The sequence below is a fragment of the Mycolicibacterium arenosum genome (genome assembly GCF_024320865.1).
Taxonomy (GTDB): domain Bacteria; phylum Actinomycetota; class Actinomycetes; order Mycobacteriales; family Mycobacteriaceae; genus Mycobacterium; species Mycobacterium arenosum.
In genome coordinates this window covers 1-20,643 of record NZ_JANDBD010000019.1, presented here as the reverse complement: position 1 = coordinate 20,643, position 20,643 = coordinate 1, and the positions used below count along the sequence as shown (strand labels likewise).

Here is a 20,643-nt window from a genome sequence, read left to right as displayed (position 1 = left end):
GTTGAAGCAAACGAAACCGGCGTGATCAGGGCCTCACACTGATAAATGTTGACATTGACGAATGTCACCATTGGTGCTGTACTCATCGCATGTCTCGACCAATGGAGGTCAGAACGCGCGGGTCGCTGCGATCGCGGGGTGCAGCCACCGTCAGCAGCCTGACGTTGCGTCAACTCAGCGCCGTCCTACCGCCGGACCAGGCGTGGGGCCTGTGGACCTCGCGTCAGATCGTCGCCCGCGTCATGGACACCTTCGGGCCGTCACTGCGGGGTGTCGACGTCGAACCCGTCGACGCTCGACTGCCCGACGGCCGCCGCCTGGTCGGCGAGTGGGTGCGGGCCGCGGGCGCGACGGCCGACGGCGCCGCGATCTACTACGTGCACGGCAGCGGCTACGCGCTCTGCTCACCCCGCACGCACCGCAGGCTCACCGGGTGGCTGTCGCGGCTGACCGGCCTGCCCGTGTTCAGCGTCGACTACCGGCTGGCCCCGCGGCACCGATTCCCTGCGGCCGCAACGGATGTCCGATCGGGCTGGGACTGGCTACTTCACCACGGACACGAGCCGCACCGCATCGTCGTCGCCGGCGACTCCGCGGGCGGGCATCTCAGCGTCGACCTCGCGCTGCAGCCCGACACCGCGCATCCCGCGGGGCTGGTGCTGTTCTCCCCGCTGATGGACTTGACGTTCGGCCTGGCGCGAGCCAGGGAGGAACTGCGCCGCGATCCCGCCATCCGCGCCGCCGACGCCACTCGGCTGCTCGAGTTGTACTGCGCCGGAACGCCACTGGATCATCCCCGGCTCACGCTCGACGTGGCGGGCGGCCGGGTCCTTCCGCCGACGCTGGTCCAGGCGGGAGGTGGCGAGATGCTCGTCTCCGACGCGCGGAAGCTGGCCGCCGACATCCGAGCGGCGGGCGGCACCTGCGACCTGCAGATCTGGCCCGACCAGGTGCACGTCTTCCAGGCACTCCCCCGGCTGAGCCCGGAGGCCAGACCCGCGATGTACGGCGTCGCGAACTTCATTTCGGACGCACTGCGTACCAACACGATTCGGGAAGCGACGGGATAGCGCGATGGGAATCTTCGGCTCGACCAAACGCAGCCACGACGCCGCGGCCGTCATCACCGGCGCGGGCAGCGGCATCGGCGCCGCCTTCGCCGCCGAACTCGGCCGCCGCGGTGGCCGGGTGGTGTGCAGCGACATCAACGCAGCCGCCGCCTCGAACACCGCGGACGCCATCACGGCCGCAGGCGGCCGGGCGATCGCACTGACCTGCGACGTATCCCGCCTCGAGGACGTCGAACTGCTGGCCAAAGAATCGCAGTCGTGGTTCGGCGGCCCACCGACGGTGGTGATCAACAACGCCGGCGTCGGCGCGGGCGGCCAGGCAATCGGCGAGGCCGACCTCGACGACTGGAACTGGGTGCTCAACATCAACCTGTGGGGACCCATTCACGGATGCCACGTGTTCGCGCCGATCCTGCGCGACGCGGGTCGGCCGGCGGGCATCATCAACGTCGCCTCCGCGGCGGCGTTCGGCGCCGCCCCCGGCATGGCCGCCTACAACGTCAGCAAGGCCGGCGTGCTGTCGCTCTCGGAGACCCTGTCGGCCGAACTGTCCGGCACCGGAGTCAACGTCACGGTGCTGTGCCCGACGTTCGTGAAGACGAACATCGTGGAGGCCGGCCGCATCTCGGACAAGTCCACCCAGCTGGCCGACCGGCTGATGCGCTGGACCGGCTTCTCACCCGAGCGGGTCGCCCGCACCTGCCTCGACACCCTGGACCGAGGCGGCCTGTACTGCCTGCCGCAGCCGGACGCCCGGATCGGCTGGGGCATCAAACGTTTCACTCCGACGGTGTACACCCGCGCCGTCGGCCTCACCACCCGCGTGACCGGTTAGGAGCACAACATGGCCATCGACATGGACAACATGCTGGCGAAGATCAAGGACCGTCAGTGGGCCTTGGCGGACATCGACTGGGACGCCCCGGGTGCCGAGACGATCACCGACGAGATGCGGCCCAAGCTGAAGGCCTTCATGGCCGACCTCTGCTGGATCGAGAACGTCGGAGCGCGTGGGTTCGCGGCGCTGGCCAAGAAGGCGCCGACACCCACGCTCGCCGAGATCTACCGCTACTTCCACGCCGAGGAGCAGCGGCACGCGAACGCCGAACTCGCGCTGATGAAGCGCTGGGGCATGCTCGACGACGGAGAGATGCCGGAGCCCAACGTCAACATCCGCCTCGCCATCGACTGGCTCGACACCTACGCCGACGACATGTCGCTGTCGATCCTGGGGACCGTCATCCCGATGCTCGAGGTGGCGCTCGACGGCGCGCTGCTGAAGTTCCTCCTCGAAGAGGTGCACGACCCCGTCTGCCACCAGGTGTTCGAGAAGATCAACAACGACGAATCCCGGCACATCGCCGTCGATTTCGAGGTTCTGAACATGATCGGCCAGGCCGATGCCCGCCGGCTGCTGGTCCAGTTCGTCGGCAACATCGCCACACCCGGCGTGATCATCGGCGCGATCATGTACATCCCGCTGCTGAACCGGATGCGCAACAACATCGTCGACATGGGTCTGCAGCCCGAGAAGCTGTACAACGCGATGAAGCGGTTCAAGACGCTCGGCGAACGCGGCGAGAGCACCTGGCGGGTGCCGACTTACCAGATTCTGAAGCTGCACGCGCGCATGGTGGTCAAGCCGAACAACCCCTACCACTGGGTGGCGAATCCCCTTGTGAAGGCGTCGGACTACTACCCGAAGGCGTTGCTCAAGCCGATCCCGTCCTGGTTCAAAGAACTGACCCACGAGCCGGCGGCCTGATCATGACGCACACTTACGACACCCTCATCGTCGGAGCCGGGTTCACCGGCGTCGGCGCCGCCATCAAGCTCAGCGAGGCCGGCGTCGACGACTTCGTCATCCTCGAACGCAGCGATCGCGTCGGCGGCACCTGGCGCGACAACACCTATCCGGGGGCGGCGTGCGACATCCCCTCGCTGCTGTACTCGTTCTCGTTCGTGAAGAACCCGACGTGGTCGCGGGCCTACTCCCCTGCCGACGAGATCCGCCAGCACATCGAGGACATGGTCGACGCGTTCGACGTGCGTCGCCGGATCGAGTTCGGCGTCGAGGTCACGGGCCTCGAATTCGACGAGGACGCGGGCACCTGGACCGTCACGACGGACTCCGGGCCGTACCGGGCGCGAACCGTCGTGCTGGCATCCGGACCGCTACCGGATCACAAGTGGCCGGACATCCGCGGGCTGGACACCTATCAGGGCCACAAGATCCACAGCGCGAACTGGGACCACGACTACGACTTCACCGGCAAGCGGGTGGCCGTCATCGGCACCGGTGCCAGCGCCGTCCAGATCGTTCCCGAACTGGTCGAGCAGGCCGAGTTCGTCAAGGTGTTCCAGCGCACGCCCGGGTGGGTCATCCCCCGCCTCGACGTCGCCATGCCGGACGCCGCGCAGACCCTGTTCGCGAAAGTGCCCGCCGCGCAACAACTCGCGCGCCAGCTGCTGTTCTGGGGACACGAGGCGAGCGCCACCGCGATGGTGTGGGACACCCCGCTGACCGGCCTGGTGGCGCGGCTGGGCAAGGCGCATCTGCGCCGGCAGGTGAAGGATCCGTGGCTGCGCCGCCAGCTGACGCCGGATTTCACGCCCGGCTGCAAGCGCATGCTGGTGTCCAGCGACTACTACCCGGCGCTGCAGAAGAACAACTGCAAGCTCATCGACTGGCCGATCGCCACCATGAGTCCGGTGGGGATCCGCACCAGTGACGGGGTCGAACACCACCTCGACGCCATCGTGTTCGCCACCGGCTTCGACGTCCACCTCACCGGTCCGCCGTACCCCGTCACCGGACTCGGCGGGCGTTCCCTCGCCGATGACTGGGCCCGTGGGGCGCAGGCGTACAAGAGCATTCAAGCCAGCGGCTATCCCAACCTGTTCTTCATGACGGGCCCGAATTCGGGGCCGGGGCACAACTCGCTGCTCGTCTACGTCGAGGGTCAACTCGACTACGCGGTGTCCGCCATCTCGACGGTGCTCCGCGACGACCTGCTCTACCTCGACGTCCGAGCCGACGTTCAGCGCAGGCACAACGAGCGCCTTCAGCGCCGACTCACGAAGACGACCTGGATGTCCGGCTGCAACAGCTGGTACCTGACAGCCGACGGGTTCAACGCCTCGATGTACCCCGGCTTCGCCACGCAGTATCTTCGACAGATGCGGGATTTCGAATTCGGGGACTATGACGCCGTCGCGAAGGCGACGCACCTCCGAGCGGTCGCGTCACCGGCCTAATCGTGTCCGCTCGGCAGCCCAAGCAGCAGGCGGGAGCCATCTCGACGGTTCTCGCCGGGCTGCGTCGGGCGCCGAGGCAGATCCGCCGCGGCTCGCGCGGGGTCATCGAGAACGCGGTTTCGCAGCTTTTCGACGCCGCGGTGCAGCCGCACGGCGTCGAGGCGTCCGGCGAGTACCGCATCGAGGAGTTGGCCCGGCTGGCCGGCACGACGACGCGCAACATCCGGGTCTACCGGGACCGAGGCCTACTGCACCCGCCGCTGCGCGTCGGCCGGATCGCGCTGTTCAACGACACCCACCTGACGCGGCTGCGCCTCATCACCTCGCTGCTCGACCGCGGCTACAACATCTCGCACGTCCACGAAATGCTGTCCGCGTGGGAGCAGGGCAAGGGCGTCGGCGACATGCTCGGCATCGAGTCCGCGATCGCGGGCAGCTGGGCGACGGAGAAGCCGGAACGGATGAGCGTCGCCAACGCGAAACGGCTCGTCGACGACGACACCGGTTTCGAGCGGATGGTGGGGCTCGGGGTCATTCGCCTCGAGGACGGCGAGGCGGTCGTCGTGCGCCCCAAGCTCATCGAGGCGTTCAACGAGATCCGCCAGTACGGGGTGGCCAGCGACAAGCTGATCGACCTGCACGAGCAGATCGCGCCGCTGGTCGATCAGATCAGCGGACTGCTGGTGGCCGCGGGCGTCGAGCACGTCCTCGACCGCATCAAGCCCGGCGAGGCGCTGCCGCCGGATACCGAAGTGGCCGAACTGATCACGATGCTGGTACGGTTCCGCACCCAGGCCGTCGCCGCGGTCTCGGCCACCCTGGCGTTCTCGATCGAGACGACCATCGAGGAGGCCGTCGGTCAGATCTTCGGCGACATCATCGCCAAACAGGCCGACGAGGAGACCTAGCTACTCCCACTCGATGGTGCCGGGCGGCTTGCTGGTGATGTCGAGCACGACGCGGTTGACCTCGGGCACCTCGTTGGTGATGCGGGTCGAAATCCGTTCCAGCACTTCGTAGGGCACCCGCGTCCAGTCGGCCGTCATGGCGTCCTCACTCGACACCGGCCGCAGGACGATCGGGTGGCCGTAGGTGCGGCCGTCGCCCTGCACCCCCACCGACCGGACGTCGGCGAGCAGCACCACCGGGCACTGCCAGATCTGGGCGTCCTGCCCGGCCGACGTAAGCTCCTCGCGGGCGATGGAGTCGGCACGGCGCAGCGTGTCCAGCCGATCCGCGGTGACCTCGCCGACGATCCGGATGCCGAGCCCCGGACCCGGAAACGGTTGGCGCCCAACAATGTCCTCGGGCAGACCGAGCTCGCGTCCGACGGCGCGCACCTCGTCCTTGAACAGCAATCGGAGCGGTTCGACGAGCCTGAACTTCAGGTCGTCGGGAAGCCCGCCGACGTTGTGGTGGCTCTTGATGTTGGCCGTGCCCGATCCGCCGCCGGACTCGACGACGTCGGGGTACAACGTCCCCTGCACCAGGAAGTCGACCTCGGGGCCGCCATCACCGACGATGTCGCGCACCGCACCCTCGAACGCCCTGATGAACTCCCGGCCGATGATCTTGCGCTTGCCCTCCGGGTTGGTGACACCCGAAAGCGCTTCCAGGAAGCGCGCTTCGGCGTCGACCGTCACCAGCTTCGCGCCGGTGGCGGCGACGAAGTCGCGCTGCACCTGGCCGCGCTCCCCCGCGCGCAGCAGTCCGTGATCCACGAACACACACGTCAACCGGTCACCGATGGCACGCTGCACCAGGGCGGCGGCCACGGCGGAATCGACGCCGCCGGACAGTCCGCAGATGGCCCGGCCGTCGCCGATCTGCGTGCGGACCTGCTCAACAAGGGCGTCGGCGATGTTCGCGGGCGTCCACGACGCGTCGATGCCCGCGAACTCGTGCAGGAAGCGGCTGAGGATCTGCTGGCCGTGCGGAGTGTGCAGCACCTCCGGGTGGTACTGCACACCGGCGAGTCGGCGCTCCCGGTTCTCGAAGGCCGCGACCGGCGCCCCCGCGCTGACGGCGACGACGTCGAAGCCGTCCGGTGCCGCGGTGACGGCGTCGCCGTGGCTCATCCACACCGGCTGCGTCGACGGCAGGTCCGAATGCAGCTGTCCCCCAGTCACCTTCAGCTCGGTGCGGCCGTACTCACTGGTGCCGGTGCGTGCGACCGTGCCGCCGAGCGCCTGCGCCATGGCCTGAAATCCGTAGCAGATGCCGAACACGGGGACGTCGAGGTCGAAGACCGCCGGGTCGAGCTGCGGCGCGCCGTCGGCGTAGACGCTGGCCGGTCCGCCGGACAGCACGATGGCCTGCGGATTGCGGGCCTTGATCTCGTCGACGGTCGCGCTGTGCGGGATGACCTCGGAGAACACCCTGGCCTCGCGGACGCGACGCGCGATCAGCTGTGCGTACTGGGCTCCGAAGTCGACGACCAGCACGGGGCGCGGGGAATTCACCCGCTCAGTCTAGTGGCGGGCCCGTCCACAACACGGAGATGCCACCCTCGCTGGCGGCCACCGCCTTGATGAACGTCTCGTTGTCGAATCCGGGCAGCGCCTGCAGGCGGGTCAGCAGCTTGTCGCCGTCGCCGAGGGGCACGGTGTCGGTGCGGCCGTCGCCGTAACTGAGCAGGAAGAACACGTCGGCGGACACGGGGCCGTCAGCCGTCGTCATCAGGGCGACCCTGGTCAATCCGTCGGATAAGGAGGGCTTGTCGGGGTTCGCCGCGTGCCGGGCCGCCACCAGTTCGAACGCCTGCCTGCCGAACGGCTGCAGCAGGGCGGCCGGGCGGTCCGGGAACTCGAACCTGGCGGCGCGGTAGGCGCCGGCCGAGACCGGCCCGATCTTGCGCCCGTAGGTCTCCTCGGTGACCCGGACCCCGTCGAGCGGCCAGCTGCCGAACAGTTCCTCGCCCCGATCGGGATTCAGGTTGTTGGACGTCACGATGTGCAGCCTCGTCGCCCCCGTCCCGATGAGAGTCCACTCCGGCAACCCGCCCGCGAGGTCCGCCCTGCCGCGCATCCCCGGCTGGGCGCCCATGCTGTTACCCAGCCAGGTGAAGTTGCCCACCGCGACCAGCGGCTCGTCGACGAAGGGCTGCGCGCGCTTGATCAACAGCCCCGTCCGGCGGCGCTGAAGGAAGTTCACGCGCTCATTCTGGCAAAGGGACCTAACCCGCGCTGCGCTCCGACGTGATCGGAATCAGTTTCAGAGCGGCGGGCGCGTGCTCGGGCACGACCGGGTGCTCGGGCGAGATGGGGTCGATGCGCCGGTAGGCCTGGCCCTGCGCCGGACGCAGGTCCTCCTGACCCTTGTTCGGCCACAGCGACGCCACCCGTTCGGCCTGCGCGGTGATCGAGAGCGACGGGTTGACGCCGAGATTGGCCGAGATCGCCGCGCCGTCGACGACCGACAGGGTCGGGTAGTTCCAGACCCGCTGGTAGGCGTCGATCACGCCGCGTTCCGGGGTGTCGCCGATCGCCGCTCCGCCGAGGAAGTGCGCCGTGAGCGGAATGTTGAACAGTTCGCCCCACGTGCCGCCGGCGACGCCGTCGATCTTCTCGGCGATGCGTCGCGTGACCTCGTTGCCCGCCGGGATCCAGGACGGGTTCGGTTCGCCGTGGCCCTGCTTGCTGTCGAGCATCCGGAAGCCGAACTTCGTCTTGCGGGTGAAGGTGGTGATCGAGTTGTCCAGGTTCTGCATGACGAGCGCGATCATCGTGCGCTCACTCCACCGGCGCGGGTTGAGCAGCCGCAGCGTGCCCTTCGGATCCGCACGGCCGTTCTGGAACAGCTGCTTCCAGCGCGGCACGTCGGTGCCCTGCGGCCCGGAGCCGTCGGTCATCAAGGTCTGCAGCAGCCCCATCGCGTTGGACCCCTTGCCGTATCGGCAGGGTTCGACGTGGGTGTCGCTGGTCGGGTGGATCGACGAGGTGATGGCCACGCCGTGCGTCAGATCCAGGTCATCGGAGACGGCGAGCCGGCCGGCGCCGACGATCGACTCCGAGTTCGTCCGGGTGAGCAGGCCGAGGCGATCGGACAGCTTGGGCAGCTTGCCGGTGTCGCGCATCTTGAACAGCAGCTTCTGCGTGCCGTAGGTGCCTGCGGCGAGGATGACGTGGCGGGCGGTGAAGGTCTTGCGCTTGCGCCGCAACTTGCCGCCGGTGCGGGCGGTCTTGATCTCCCAGATGCCGTCGGCCCGCTGCTCGAACGACTTCACCATCGTGAGCGGATGTATCTGCGCGCCAGCCGATTCCGCGAGCCCGAGGTAGTTCTTCAGCAGGGTGTTCTTCGCGCCGTACCGGCAGCCGGTCATGCAGGAACCGCACTCGATGCAGCCCGTGCGGGCGGGGCCGGCGCCACCGAAGTAGGGGTCCTCGACGCGCTTGCCAGGTTGCTTCTGGCCGTCGGTGCCGAAGAACACACCGACCGGCGTCGGCACGAACGTGTCGCCGACGCCCATGTCCTCGGCGACCTCCTTCATGATGCGGTCCGCGTCGGTGAACGTCGGGTTCATCACGACACCGAGCATCTTCTTCGCCTGCTCGTAGTGCGGCATGAGCTCGTCGTGCCAGTCGGTGATGTCCTTCCACTGCGGGTCGTTGAAGAACGGCCCGGACGGGACGTAGAGCGTGTTCGCGTAGTTGAGCGAACCGCCGCCGACGCCGGCCCCGGCTAGGATCATCACGTTGCGCAGCAGGTGGATGCGCTGGATGCCGTACATGCCGAACTGCGGAGCCCAGAGGAACTTCCGCAGGTTCCAGGAGGTCTTCGCCATGTCGGCGTCCTCGTATCGGCGGCCCGCCTCCAGCACACCCACGCGGTAGCCCTTTTCGGTGAGCCGCAGTGCGCTGACGCTGCCCCCGAAACCCGAGCCGATAATCAGGACGTCGTAGTCAGGCTCCATACGTCCAGTATGGACCTACCGACCGGTAACTGGCTAGACAGGTGACCCTAATTTGTAAAGGTAACGGCTGTCAGCTCCCGACCGTGAGGCCGACCTTCTGGAACTCCTTGAGGTCGCAGTAACCGGCCTTGGCCATCGAACGGCGAAGTCCACCAACGAGATTCAGGGATCCGAACGGGTCGTCCGACGGCCCGGTCAACACCTGAGCCAGCGATGGTCGGTCGTCGAGCGCGACCTGCAGCAGCGCGCCGCGAGGCAGCGACGGATGCGCGGCCGCGGACGGCCAGAACCACCCGTTGCCCATCGCCTCGGTCGACATCGCCAGCGGCGTACCGAGGACCACGGCGTCGGCGCCGCAGGCGATGGCTTTGGCCAGGTCACCGGACGAGTGGATGTCACCGTCGGCGAGCACGTGCACGTAGCGGCCGCCGGTTTCGTCCAGGTACTCGCGACGGGCTGCGGCGGCGTCGGCGATCGCGGTCGCCATCGGCACGCTGATGCCCAGGACCTCGTCGCTGGTCGTGACGCCGGACGTCGAGCCGTAGCCGACGATGACGCCTGCGGCCCCGGTGCGCATCAGGTGCAGTGCGGTCCGGTGGTCGAGGACGCCGCCCGCCACCACCGGGATGTCGAGCTCCGAGATGAAGGTCTTGAGGTTGAGCGGTTCCCCGACGCCGTCGTGGTCCTTGGCGACCCGCTCCGCGGAGATGATCGTGCCCTGGATGACCAGCAGATCGACCCCGGCCGCGACCAGGGCGGGCGTCAGCGCCTGGGCGTTCTGCGGGCTCACCCGCACCGCGGTGGTGACGCCGGCGTCGCGGATGCGTGCGACGGCGGCACCCAGCAGCTCGGGATCCAGCGGCGCGGAGTGCAGTTGCTGTAGCAGGCGGATCGCGGCGGACTCGTCGGATGCACTGGCAGCGACGTCGATCACCTGCGCGATCTTGTCTTCGACGTCGGCGTGCCTGCCGATGAGCCCCTCGCCGTTGAGCACGCCGAGCCCGCCGAGCTTGCCCATCTCGATCGCGAACTCCGGCGACACCAGGGCGTCGGTGGGGTGCGCTAGGACGGGGATCTCGAAGCGGTACGCGTCGAGCTGCCACGCCGTCGACACGTCCTGCGACGACCGGGTGCGCCGCGAGGGCACGATGTTGATGTCGCCGAGTTCGTAGGTGCGGCGGGCGGTTCTGCCCATGCCGATTTCGACCATGTCGCGCATGCGTGTGGTTCCTTAACGCCGTGTCAGCGGGCGTAGTAGTTGGGCGCTTCGACCGTCATCGTGATGTCGTGCGGGTGGCTCTCCTTGAGCCCAGCCGCCGTGATCTGGACGAACTGTGCCTGCTGCAGGTGCTCGATGGTGGCCGAACCGGTGTAACCCATGGCGGCGCGCAGGCCACCGGTGAGCTGGTGGATGACGGTCGACAGCGGCCCGCGGAAGGGCACCCGGCCCTCGATGCCCTCGGGGACCAGCTTGTCCTCACTCAGGACGTCGTCCTGGAAGTAACGGTCCTTCGAGTAGCTCTTCTGCGGCCCGCGCGTCTGCATGGCCCCCAGCGACCCCATGCCGCGGTAGCTCTTGAACTGCTTGCCGTTGACGAAGATCAGCTCGCCGGGCGCCTCGGCGGTGCCGGCCAGCAGCGAGCCGAGCATCGCGGTCGACGCGCCGGCGGCGAGCGCCTTGGCGATGTCCCCCGAGTACTGCAGCCCGCCGTCCGCGATCACCGGCACACCCGAGGGCGCGCACGCCGCAACGGCTTCCAGAATCGCGGTGATCTGCGGGGCGCCGACGCCCGCGACGACGCGGGTGGTGCAGATCGAGCCGGGGCCCACGCCCACCTTCACGGCGTCGGCGCCCGCTTCGACGAGCGCGGCCGCCGCGGCTCGTGTCGCCACGTTGCCGCCGATGACGTCGAGGCGGTCACCCACCATCGCCTTCACCCAGGACACCATGTCGAGCACACCCCGGTTGTGAGCGTGCGCGGTGTCGACGATGAGCACGTCCACACCCGCGTCGGCGAGGGCCATCGCACGTTCGCGCGCGTCGCCGCCCACCCCGACGGCGGCGCCGACGAGCAGCCTGCCGTCGCTGTCCTTGGTGGCCAACGGGAACTGCTCGGTCTTGACGAAGTCCTTGACGGTGATCAGCCCGGTCAGGCGACCGTGGCCGTCGACGATCGGCAGCTTCTCGATCTTGTGCCGGCGCAGCAGTCCGAGCGCCGCCTCCGCGGACACCCCCGCTTGCGCGGTGATCAGCGGCGACTTCGTCATGACCTCGGAGACGGGCTTGTTCATGTCGACTTCGAAGCGCATGTCGCGGTTTGTGATGATCCCGACGAGCTGCCCGCCCGCATCGACGACCGGCAGACCGGAGATGCGGAACCGCGCGCACATCGCGTCGACTTCGGCCAGGGTGTTGTCCGGCGAGCACGTCACCGGATCGGTCACCATGCCCGCCTCGGAGCGCTTGACGGTCTCCACCTGGCCCGCCTGCTCGGACAGCGGCACGTTGCGGTGCAGGACGCCCATGCCGCCGGCTCTGGCCATCGCGATGGCCATGCGGGATTCGGTGACGGTGTCCATTGCCGAGCTCACCAGCGGCACGCGCAGGCGGATGCGCTTGGTCAGCTGGCTCGACGTGTCCGCGTTGGCGGGCACCACGTCGGAGGCGGCGGGCAGAAGCAGGACATCGTCGAACGTCAGCCCGAGCATCGCGACCTTGGTCGGATCGTCGCCGCCGGTGGGCACCGGAACGGCGATGGGAAGGCTGCTTTCAGCGATGGACATTTATGGGCCTCCAGTACGGCGCGGGGCACGTTCAGACTTCCGGCGAGACTGAGGTATCCATCCTATCCGGATGCTCGCCGCCGACATGCCGCGCCCACTCGACCTGCGGCGTGGAGCGCTGGCGCGATACCCAGGGGCCTGAGTACTGTGGACCCGTGCGCGACCACCTGCCGCCGGGTTTGCCCCCCGATCCGTTCGCCGACGACCCTTGCGATCCGTCGGCGGCTCTCGACGCGATCGAGCCGGGCCAGCCGCTCGATCCGCAGGAACGTGTCGCGGTCGAGGCCGATCTCGCCGACTTGGCGGTTTACGAGGCGCTTTTGGCGCACAAGGGCATTCGCGGACTGGTGGTCTGCTGCGACGAGTGCCAGCAGGATCACTATCACGACTGGGACATGCTGCGAGCGAACCTGCTGCAGTTGCTGGTGGACGGCACGGTTCGCCCCCACGAGCCCGCCTACGATCCCGAGCCCGAAGCCTATGTGACCTGGGATTACTGCCGCGGCTACGCCGACGCGTCGCTCAACGAGGCCACGTCGGACCACGACGGATATCGCTGACGGCGCAACTCTTCGATTAGCTCGGCGGCGCGACGGTGGTCGTGACCGGCGCCGGTTCCTCCACGCGCGGCGGCTTGGGTGCCGGCCGCTCTGACGACGGCGCTTCGACCGGTGCGGGAGCTTCGGCGGGCACCGACGACGCCGGTGGCGGGGCGGGAACCGACTGAGGGGCACGCGTGGGGACCACGCTCGGCGGCGGGGCCTGCGACGGCTCGGACCGCGGTGACGGCGGCGGCGGTGCCTGCGATGACGGCGGGGCCGACGGAACCGACGTGACCGATGTCACCTCCACGCGCGTGGTGGTCGTGGTGGTGCCCGACGGTGGTGTCGACGGCGGCGTGGTCGCCGGGTTCGACGACGCGTCACCCGACGACGTGGGCGGCGTGGTCAGCATGACCTCCGGGCCGGGAGTCGACGTCGTGGCCGAATCGGACGGGGATGTCGTCGTGGACGTCGACGTTGTGGTCGTGTCCGACGGCTCGGTCGACGTGGTCCCGGAAGTCTCCGACGTCGTCGAGGTCGTGGTGTCCCCGACTTGGAAGGTCGGGATCGGCAACAGCGTCAGCGGCGAATCGGTGAACGTCGGCAGCGGTGCGTCGGGCGGCAGCGTCGCCGCCGGATCCTGCTCGACGACCTTGACCGTCAGCTGGTTGTACTGGTCGACCAGTTGCTGCTTCTGCTCGGGGGTTTCGACGCTCTGCACGGTGCTGCTGAGCGCGACCAGCTTGTCCTGCGCCTGCTCCCACTGACCGTCGTCGATGAGCTTCTGCACCTGCTGCATCTCCGCCTGCGCGGCGAGCATGACGGCGTCGTCACGGGTGGCCTGCTCACCGAACAGCGACGAGCGGATGCCGTAGAACGCGTCGCCGGGGCCTGCGGAGTACACCGCGGCACCGAAGCCACCGATGCAGAGCACCGCGGCGGCCGCCGAGCCGACCAGAACGAGGGTCGACCGGCCGCGCTTGCGGGCGCCGAGTCCGGCGTTCAGCGCGTCGACGGCGTCGCGGGTGGTGACCGGCGCGGTGACGGGTGCAGTGCGCACCTCGTCACGCCAGTCGGCGAACAGGAAGGCGAGTTCGGCCTCGGCGTGGTCGGTCGAGTACGCAGTCTCGTTCGAGCCGAGGGCGTCGAAGAACCGGTCGACGCGGTTGACGTCGTTGAGCGACGGGTCTCCGCCGTTGGAGGTCCAGCGGCCGAAATCAGGCACGTCCTTCCCCCCTTCCGTCGAGTTCGGACTTCAGTCTTGTCAGCGCTCGGTGCTGCGCGACGCGCACGGCGCCGGCGGTGCTGCCGACCGCTTCGGCGGTCTCCTCAGCGCTCATGCCCACCACGATGCGCAGGATGACGATTTCGCGTTGCTTTTCGGGAAGCACCGCGAGGAGCTGCTCCATTCGGGCCGAGGCCTCGGCGTTCATCGCGAGTTGCTCGGGCCCCAGGTCGGACGACGCTCGGTCCGGCAGGGTGTCTGTGGCGTCGGATTGATTTCGTCCCATGGCTCGATATGCGTCGGCGACCTTGTGAGCGGCGATGCCGTATACGAAGGCCAGGAAGGGTCGTCCCTGATCCCTGTAGCGCGGCAGCGCCGTGATGGCGGCCAAGCACACCTCCTGAGCAACGTCGTCCGCCGATAACCCGGATCTCTCCGCGGAGCCGATCCTCGCCCGGCAGTAGCGGAGGACGATCGGCCGGATGGTTACCAGCACTTCTTGAAGTGCGCCTCGATCACCCGCCACTGCTCTAGCAACGACATCATCGAGACCATCTCCCGAAATTGTCATCGTGGGCGGCTTCTCCAGCGTTACGGATGGGGTGCATCGGGGCCGATGCGTCAGCTAAAGACTAATGATCCGGCTGTGACGCGTGGAATCAGCGACTCGACCACGCGCCACCACGATCTTCTACGACGTTTGCGCTGCGAGTTCGGATCTCCGCGATCGTGTCGGGCGGGCGGGTCGCGCTCCCGATGTCGCCGAGCAGACACGCCAACGCCCAGCTCAGCGGTAGCAGTCCGGAGTCCTCGGCGGCGTCGAGGGCGCCGTCGGCGACGCGGCGCGCGTCGTCGAGCTCGCCCGCACTGCACAGCGCCGCCGCGTGCACAACGTCGGACTTCACGGCGTGTCGGGTCGAACCGAGGTCCTTGGCGAGTGCGACGGCCGCTCGCGCGTGCTCCACCGCCTCGGCGCCGCGGCTCGTGAACATCGCCAGTTCCGCACTCACCCACGCCAGCCGCACGGGCAACCGGGGCGACGTGCCGGCACCGACGACCGGCCGCGCGCGGTCCAGGAGACGGGCCGACAGCGCGAACCGTCCGACGCCCAGCGCATCGGCGGCCAAGCCGATCAGCGCGTCGGCGCGGGCGTCGGAATGCGTGTCCGCGAGGGCCAGGGCCCGGCCGTCCCACGGGCGCGCGGCGGCGTGCCAGCCGAGCTGCCGCAAAAACGAGGCCCGAGTGCTGAACGCCAGCGAGCGAAGTGGTCCCGCCCCGTCGGCTCGCTCGAGGGCGCCCAGGTCGGTGAGGGCGGCTGCATACCGACCCTGGCCGCCGGCGGCGACTGCGCGCAGCCACCGCTCCTCCGGCGTGCGCGCGGGCGGCAACGGCCAGCGCCAGGGGTGGCCGCCGAATGCGGCATCGGCCAAGGTGTTCATCGAACCGGGACGCTATCAACCGCCCGGAATCGCCACGGCGAGAACCCGATACCGGCGGTCCGGCCAGGAGAAGTGTTGCCAACGCAACTTTGGTTAACAGTTGATGGTCGGAATGTTACCGACATGTCAACTGCCACCTAGGCGGGCCGGGCGCGCACGCTAAGGCCGGTTATGGCGAACAGCGAAAACACGAAATGATGTCGTAGAGCGGGCGTTTCGTAATCACCCCGCAAGTTTCGCGCGGGTCCCAATGATGAACGTGATGTAAATTCTCACGCTGCCGGTATGTGCCTGAGCACACGTGCTGGGTATTGACGTGTTTTCCGGGGCCCTTCTACGTTGTCTGCACGAGTAGTCATCGGCGACACGAGCTCGGATCGGTTTTTCGACTCAACACACTCCGTTTCGCACACGCGAAATGGAATGTGCAGAGAGGGGTTTCCCACATGCCACAGCCGCAGCAGCTACCCGGACCCAACGCCGACATTTGGGATTGGCAAATGGCAGGCACCTGCAGGGGTGTCGATTCTTCAATGTTCTTCCATCCCGACGGCGAGCGCGGCCGTGCGCGCGCCCAGCGGGAGATGCGCGCCAAGGAGATGTGCCGGGCGTGCCCGGTGATCGCCCAGTGCCGTTCACACGCACTCGCGGTCGGCGAGCCCTACGGCATCTGGGGCGGACTGTCCGAATCCGAGCGCGAGCTCCTGCTCAAGCGCGGCATCCGCCGCGCCTCCTGAGTCCCTGCTAGACGTTCCTTCTAGCTCTCACCCGACGATCCCCGGCTCTGGTCGGGGGTCGTCGGCGTGTCGGCGGCAGCGGCCACGACAGGCTGCGCAGGCGGAGGGCCGCCGCGTTCGCGTCGACGGGCGGTCCGAATGATCAGGTACAGCCCAACGCCGACGACGGCGAGCGCGCCGAGCCACGGCAGCAACAGCCCGAGAAGCAGAACGAGATTGCCCACCACGGCGACCAAGCCGTCCCAGCCCCGTTCGACCTGACCGAGGAAGCCGCTGTACTGCTCGGGTGTCGGGCCGCCGATCTGGTCGGCGACGAAGCTGACGTCGACGGTGCTGTAGGCGATCTGGTCACCGAGTTGCTCGCGCTGGGCGCGCAGGCTGTCGAGTTCGGCTTGACGTTCGGACAGCGCGTCCTCGGCCCGAATGAGCGAATCCGGATCCGTCGCGTCGCGCATGATCCCGAGCAGCCGGTCCACCGATGTCTGCAGCGCCTTGATCCTGGCGTCGAGGTCGACGCGCTGAGCGGTCACGTCATCGGCCGTCGTTTCGGCGGTCTGCACCGTTCCCAGTTCCTTAAGCTCACGCACCACACCGTCGAGCTGGCCGACCGGGACCCGCAACACGATCGTCGTGGAGGCCCGACCGCGGCCGGTGCCAGCGTTCTCGGTGCGACGGTCGACCCGGCCCGACGCGTTCTCCGCGATCACGGCGGCCTTGTCGGCGGCCTCGGACGGATTGCCGGTTCTGACGGTCATGGACGCGGTCTTGACGACGTCTCGCTTGGTAGCCGGCTCGTCGACGGGTCCGAACTCCGGCGCCGGCGCAGCCACTCCGTCGGCCGTCACACCCGGCGCGCTGGGCGGCGCCTCCGGCATGCGGTCCTGCCCCGCAGAGCATCCGGACAACAGCGCGATCGTGACGATTCCCCCACCGACCGCCGTCCACAGGCGGTTCACGTTGATCATGAAGCCAAGGTAACCGCATTCGGGGAGTACCCGGTGCACAGAACGACGAAGGGGCCGAGCCGGCGGCTCGACCCCTTCGCGTAAGGCTTCCGTGTCAGCGCAGGATGCCGAACACGGCGAACCGCACGAAGTTGTTGGTGTTGGCAATCGCGGACGACGTGGCGAGCCCGCCCGCCTGAGCGTTCTTGCTCACCTCCAGCAGACCCGCCTGAAGGCCGGTGTTGTTGGTCGCGGTGCCAGCCTGGAGACCGCCGTTGTTGATCGCGGTGATGCCCTGCAAGCCTGCGTTGTTCTGGTTGACCACGTTCTGGACGGCACCGTTCGCGCCGTTGACCGCACCGCCGAGCGCGTCGCCGAGCGGGTCGGCGGACGCCATCGCAGCCGGCAGCCCGAGCATCAGCCCGCCCGCGACCAGTCCGACGCCAACCATCTTTGCCGCGAGCTTGCTCGACGGCACCGAGACCTTAGCCATGTTAGCCCTTACCCTTCGTGACAGTCCGGCCCGCCGATGGACCAGAGACTTTGCTCAGAATAGCGAACAGCAAGTCGGATGCAATACCCTTTCGACTTCGTAATGATTGCGTTATCGCTGTACAGAGGATCTTTTTGATCTTGTAACGTTTGCCATCAGCAAAGCGATAGCAACTACTCGGTGGTTACTGCAGCGTGAGGACTATCTGTACCAGTGGTCACAGACGTACCCAGACGTCACAACACAAAAGATTGCAGGCATCCGACCGAGTCTCGATGCGATGGTTGCCAGAGCAGCTAGCTGCGCCCGGCCAGCGCGGCCTTCAGGGCGGCGTTCTCGTCCTCCAGTGCGGTCAGTTTGTCCGTCAGATCGGCGAGAACCGGCTGGAGTTCCGCGGCGGTGAACCGCGGGGTGATGTGCTGCGGGCAGTTCCAGTCGAACGCCTCGACGGTGACCACGACGGCTCGTTCGACGACGGCGTCGTAGGCCGGGTCGCTCAGCGCGGCCATCAACTGGGGGTCCTGGTCGACGGTGACGATGCGAGCGTGGCCGAACAGCTTCAGGCGACGCCGGTGTGCGTAATCGACGGCGATCAGCGCCACGCGATCGCTACTCTCGAGATTGCCGGTGCTGATGTACTGGAGATTGCCGCGGAAGTCGGCCCAGGCGATCGAGCGGTCGTCCGGTGTGTGTACGAATCCCCTTGGACCGCCACGGAATTGGACGTACGGCCACCCGGTCTCGCCGACTGTCGCGAGGTAGAAGCCGTCGCGTTCGGCGAGGAAGTCCTTCTCGTCATCCGTCAACAGATCGGGCACGGCGGATGCCTTCCCGGCGACGCGCTTACGATCGTAGAACGCATCGCTGCCGTGCTGATGCTGAACGGCGCGGACGTCGTCGGTGAACGCGATCGCCGGATAGTGCTTGCTCACGCAGGTGAGAGCGTTCGCGGAGGCCGGGTAATTCCCGACCACCGCACAGCTAGTCGGCGGAACTCAACGCTCCGCGGCGCGCGAGTCGCGTACCGCGGCTGCCGCGCCGGGCCCGAAGCCGGCGGCGCCGCACCTTCCAGGAACTCCATTCGCCCAACGTGACTCCGGCGGCGAGCGCGGTGCCGACGGCGAACGCGCCGAGAACCGCCGCGAACCCGATCGCCGACTGCTCGTTGAGGATCGCGTACACCCCGTGCAGCAGTGCGAGACCAGGGAGCAGGGGCACGATGCCCGCGATCGACACGACGAGCGGCGGCGCGAGATTACGACGCTCCATCAAGCGGCCGACCAAGCCGATCGGCACGGCGGCGATGAACGACGCGACCACGACACCCAGTCCCGCACCCTGAGCGACGAGGAACGCGATGGTCCCCGCCGCGCCGCCGAACGCGGCCGCCACCGCCGCGGACCTCTCCGCGTAGCACGCCAGGGCGTACGCGGCCGCGCTGGCCGCGCCGAACGCGACGCGGGCCGGGAACTCCGCCAACGCCGGTGGTGCGCTGGCACTGATGTCGATCCACGGCGCGCCGTAGCGATTGGCGAGGTGCAGGACGACGGCGACACCGGCGATCGTCGCGCCCGTCATCATGACCAGTTCGAAGAAGCGACCCGCCGCGGTGACCGGGGCACCGGTGATGACATCGCCGACGGAGCCCACCAACGACAGACCGGCGAGGAGCACCACGAGCCCGGCTGCGATGGCCACGGTCGGTTCGAAGTACAGCCCCATTTTCGGGCCGAACCAGTAGAGCAGCAGCGGCGGCGCAGTCGCGATGGCGCCACCGACCACGTACTGGAAGAAGAACGGCAGCCCGTGCCGGTTCAGTCGTCGGTTGACGCGGTCGATCGTCATGGCGCTCAGCGCGCTGACCAGACACGCGAGCCAGGTGGCGCCCAGCGTGCCCGCCGTCGCGAACGCGAGCGCGCCCCACGCGAGGGTGGCGATCCAGCGCTTGTACGGGTGCGGCGCGGTGACGATGGCGTCGAGCTCATTGCGGGCGTCCGACGAGGACACGTCGCCCGCGCGAATGCGGGCGATCAGGCGGTCGACGGCCGCCAGCCGGCTGAAGTCGATCGACCGGGACTGCACCACGTGCAGCGTGCTGGCCGCGGGAACCGACGGGCCGCGATAGGCGGCGACGTGGATCGTGGTGCTGATGACGTCGACCTCGCACCGCTCGATGCCGTACGCGGCCGCGATGGCCGTGACCTGGTCCATGGTGGCGGTCGCTGGCATCCCGGACGCCATCAGCAGGGCGCCGATGTTGCCGGCCAGATCGAGCACTTCGCCGACGCGGATGTTGTATGCCTCGTCGGCGTTGGTGCGCAGCGGTGCCGTGATGCGCTGCATGGTGTCGGTCGGCGGGTCGGTCTCCCGAACGATCCGGGTCAGAATCCCTGGTTGACGCGCACGCGAGGCCTGGCCCGTGTGAGCACGGGTCGACTCCACCACACTGTCCTCCTGCTACTGCTTTTGAGATGTCTACTCGGAACGATCGCACAACGCGGTCATGAGCAAAACCGATTTTACTCCTGGCGAATTCCCTGTTCGACCATTCGCGCGGTGAGAGTCAGCACACCAACGTGTAACCCCCGCTGCGCACCCACCGAATACATTCCCGTGATGCCCCGCCTGTTCACTTGTGCGATAGCCGCCGTTGGCGTGCTCGTACTACCCGCCGCTCCGGCTCACGCCGACCCGCTGCCGGAGTTCTGCGGGCCGTCCAGCGTCGTCGACGACGTGTGCACGGCGCGGCTGGCGTCGGTCACCGCCGACGTCGTCAACGGCACGATCACCGGTACGCCGGTCGGTGGCGGAGCAGTGGTCACGCTCTCAGGAGCGGAGGACGCCTACCTGCAGTCCACCGGATTCGGAGACGCGAGGCCTGACGCGGTGCAGCAGTGGGACACGGCGATCGAGCAGACGAGAGATCTCAGCGTCGACCCGTCCGACCCGAACTGGTACGGCAACGCCAAGGCGAAAGTGTTTCTGTCCCGGACCTTGAACGAGATGGCCACCCGGTTCCCCCCGGACACCCTCACGGTCCGCTTCACGCCCGACGACGCCCAGTCGGGCTCGTTCCGACTGGTGTCGATTCAGCCGACGGCACAGTAGCCGGTCAACGAAAACACCTATTGGTGCACAGTGATGGCAACCGGACGGCTTCGACGGGGGTCGATCCGGTGGGCTGCTGGGTGACTCGGAAAACACTTGCCATAGATGGCTTTCAAGGTGATTTGTCCATA

General features: G+C 68.1%; 20 protein-coding genes. 8 read left to right on the top strand and 12 right to left on the bottom strand.

What is annotated here, in order from left to right; translation table 11 throughout:
- The first annotated feature begins 89 nt into the window (after positions 1 to 89).
- Genes NM203_RS31510 through NM203_RS31490 form a run of 5 tightly spaced genes read left to right on the top strand, consistent with a single transcriptional unit; the run spans position 90 to position 5,236 of the window.
- Entirely contained in the window at positions 90 to 1,070 is a 981-nt protein-coding gene (locus NM203_RS31510) for an alpha/beta hydrolase (RefSeq protein WP_255064879.1), read from the top strand.
- 4 nt (positions 1,071 to 1,074) lie between these two features.
- Positions 1,075 to 1,905 carry an SDR family NAD(P)-dependent oxidoreductase gene (locus tag NM203_RS31505; RefSeq protein ID WP_255064878.1) on the top strand — a complete coding sequence of 277 codons (831 nt, stop codon included), beginning with the start codon at positions 1,075 to 1,077 and terminating at the stop codon, positions 1,903 to 1,905.
- 9 nt (positions 1,906 to 1,914) lie between these two features.
- The gene (locus tag NM203_RS31500) at positions 1,915 to 2,835 is read left to right on the top strand and encodes a ferritin-like domain-containing protein (protein ID WP_255064876.1); all 921 of its coding nucleotides are present in this window, start codon (positions 1,915 to 1,917) and stop codon (positions 2,833 to 2,835) included.
- A 2-nt stretch (positions 2,836 to 2,837) separates the two neighbouring features.
- Positions 2,838 to 4,328: a flavin-containing monooxygenase gene (locus tag NM203_RS31495; protein ID WP_255064874.1), complete on the top strand. Its 1,491-nt coding sequence runs from the start codon at positions 2,838 to 2,840 to the stop codon at positions 4,326 to 4,328.
- On the top strand, positions 4,328 to 5,236 hold the full coding sequence (locus NM203_RS31490) for a MerR family transcriptional regulator (RefSeq protein WP_255064996.1): 909 nt from the start codon (positions 4,328 to 4,330) through the stop codon (positions 5,234 to 5,236). Before NM203_RS31495 ends, NM203_RS31490 begins: the two co-directional genes overlap by 1 nt.
- Here NM203_RS31490 and guaA read toward each other — a convergent pair whose 3' ends face one another.
- The 5 genes from guaA to guaB all read right to left on the bottom strand — a co-directional run bounded on the left by guaA (position 5,237) and on the right by guaB (position 12,024).
- Positions 5,237 to 6,790: a glutamine-hydrolyzing GMP synthase gene (gene guaA, locus NM203_RS31485; protein ID WP_255064873.1), complete on the bottom strand. Its 1,554-nt coding sequence runs from the start codon at positions 6,788 to 6,790 to the stop codon at positions 5,237 to 5,239.
- A 4-nt stretch (positions 6,791 to 6,794) separates the two neighbouring features.
- Positions 6,795 to 7,481: a hypothetical protein gene (locus NM203_RS31480; protein WP_255064871.1), complete on the bottom strand. Its 687-nt coding sequence runs from the start codon at positions 7,479 to 7,481 to the stop codon at positions 6,795 to 6,797.
- A gap of 22 nt (positions 7,482 to 7,503) precedes the next feature.
- Positions 7,504 to 9,240, bottom strand: coding sequence for a GMC family oxidoreductase (locus NM203_RS31475; protein WP_255064870.1), 1,737 nt, complete (start codon positions 9,238 to 9,240; stop codon positions 7,504 to 7,506).
- Between the two features lie 70 nt (positions 9,241 to 9,310).
- Positions 9,311 to 10,459 carry a GuaB3 family IMP dehydrogenase-related protein gene (locus NM203_RS31470; RefSeq protein WP_255064868.1) on the bottom strand — a complete coding sequence of 383 codons (1,149 nt, stop codon included), beginning with the start codon at positions 10,457 to 10,459 and terminating at the stop codon, positions 9,311 to 9,313.
- A gap of 23 nt (positions 10,460 to 10,482) precedes the next feature.
- Positions 10,483 to 12,024 carry an IMP dehydrogenase gene (gene guaB / locus NM203_RS31465; protein WP_255064867.1) on the bottom strand — a complete coding sequence of 514 codons (1,542 nt, stop codon included), beginning with the start codon at positions 12,022 to 12,024 and terminating at the stop codon, positions 10,483 to 10,485.
- A 155-nt stretch (positions 12,025 to 12,179) separates the two neighbouring features.
- On the opposite strand from guaB, the gene NM203_RS31460 reads away from it, so the two are divergent.
- The gene (locus NM203_RS31460) at positions 12,180 to 12,584 is read left to right on the top strand and encodes a DUF5319 domain-containing protein (protein WP_255064866.1); all 405 of its coding nucleotides are present in this window, start codon (positions 12,180 to 12,182) and stop codon (positions 12,582 to 12,584) included.
- Positions 12,585 to 12,600: 16 nt separating this feature from the next.
- Here NM203_RS31460 and NM203_RS31455 read toward each other — a convergent pair whose 3' ends face one another.
- The 3 genes from NM203_RS31455 to NM203_RS31445 all read right to left on the bottom strand — a co-directional run bounded on the left by NM203_RS31455 (position 12,601) and on the right by NM203_RS31445 (position 15,230).
- Positions 12,601 to 13,791 carry an anti-sigma-D factor RsdA gene (locus tag NM203_RS31455; protein ID WP_255064865.1) on the bottom strand — a complete coding sequence of 397 codons (1,191 nt, stop codon included), beginning with the start codon at positions 13,789 to 13,791 and terminating at the stop codon, positions 12,601 to 12,603.
- Positions 13,784 to 14,362, bottom strand: a complete 579-nt coding sequence (locus NM203_RS31450) for a sigma-70 family RNA polymerase sigma factor (protein WP_255064863.1) — start codon at positions 14,360 to 14,362, stop codon at positions 13,784 to 13,786. The genes NM203_RS31455 and NM203_RS31450 overlap by 8 nt, the downstream gene beginning before the upstream one ends.
- An 88-nt stretch (positions 14,363 to 14,450) precedes the next feature.
- Positions 14,451 to 15,230 (bottom strand): hypothetical protein, encoded by a 780-nt coding sequence (locus NM203_RS31445; RefSeq protein ID WP_255064862.1) that lies wholly within the window; start codon positions 15,228 to 15,230, stop codon positions 14,451 to 14,453.
- Positions 15,231 to 15,676: 446 nt separating this feature from the next.
- On the opposite strand from NM203_RS31445, the gene NM203_RS31440 reads away from it, so the two are divergent.
- Positions 15,677 to 15,967: a WhiB family transcriptional regulator gene (locus NM203_RS31440; RefSeq protein ID WP_255064861.1), complete on the top strand. Its 291-nt coding sequence runs from the start codon at positions 15,677 to 15,679 to the stop codon at positions 15,965 to 15,967.
- A 20-nt stretch (positions 15,968 to 15,987) separates the two neighbouring features.
- Here NM203_RS31440 and NM203_RS31435 read toward each other — a convergent pair whose 3' ends face one another.
- The 4 genes from NM203_RS31435 to NM203_RS31420 all read right to left on the bottom strand — a co-directional run bounded on the left by NM203_RS31435 (position 15,988) and on the right by NM203_RS31420 (position 19,846).
- Positions 15,988 to 16,842, bottom strand: a complete 855-nt coding sequence (locus NM203_RS31435) for a DUF4349 domain-containing protein (protein WP_255064994.1) — start codon at positions 16,840 to 16,842, stop codon at positions 15,988 to 15,990.
- Between the two features lie 184 nt (positions 16,843 to 17,026).
- Entirely contained in the window at positions 17,027 to 17,389 is a 363-nt protein-coding gene (locus tag NM203_RS31430) for a hypothetical protein (RefSeq protein WP_255064859.1), read from the bottom strand.
- A 311-nt stretch (positions 17,390 to 17,700) separates the two neighbouring features.
- A complete protein-coding gene (locus NM203_RS31425; RefSeq protein ID WP_255064857.1) occupies positions 17,701 to 18,336 on the bottom strand; it encodes a pyridoxamine 5'-phosphate oxidase family protein in 636 nt (211 codons plus the stop codon).
- A 49-nt stretch (positions 18,337 to 18,385) separates the two neighbouring features.
- Positions 18,386 to 19,846, bottom strand: a complete 1,461-nt coding sequence (locus NM203_RS31420) for a threonine/serine exporter family protein (protein ID WP_255064856.1) — start codon at positions 19,844 to 19,846, stop codon at positions 18,386 to 18,388.
- 174 nt (positions 19,847 to 20,020) lie between these two features.
- On the opposite strand from NM203_RS31420, the gene NM203_RS31415 reads away from it, so the two are divergent.
- Entirely contained in the window at positions 20,021 to 20,512 is a 492-nt protein-coding gene (locus NM203_RS31415) for a hypothetical protein (protein WP_255064855.1), read from the top strand.
- Positions 20,513 to 20,643 lie beyond the last annotated feature (131 nt).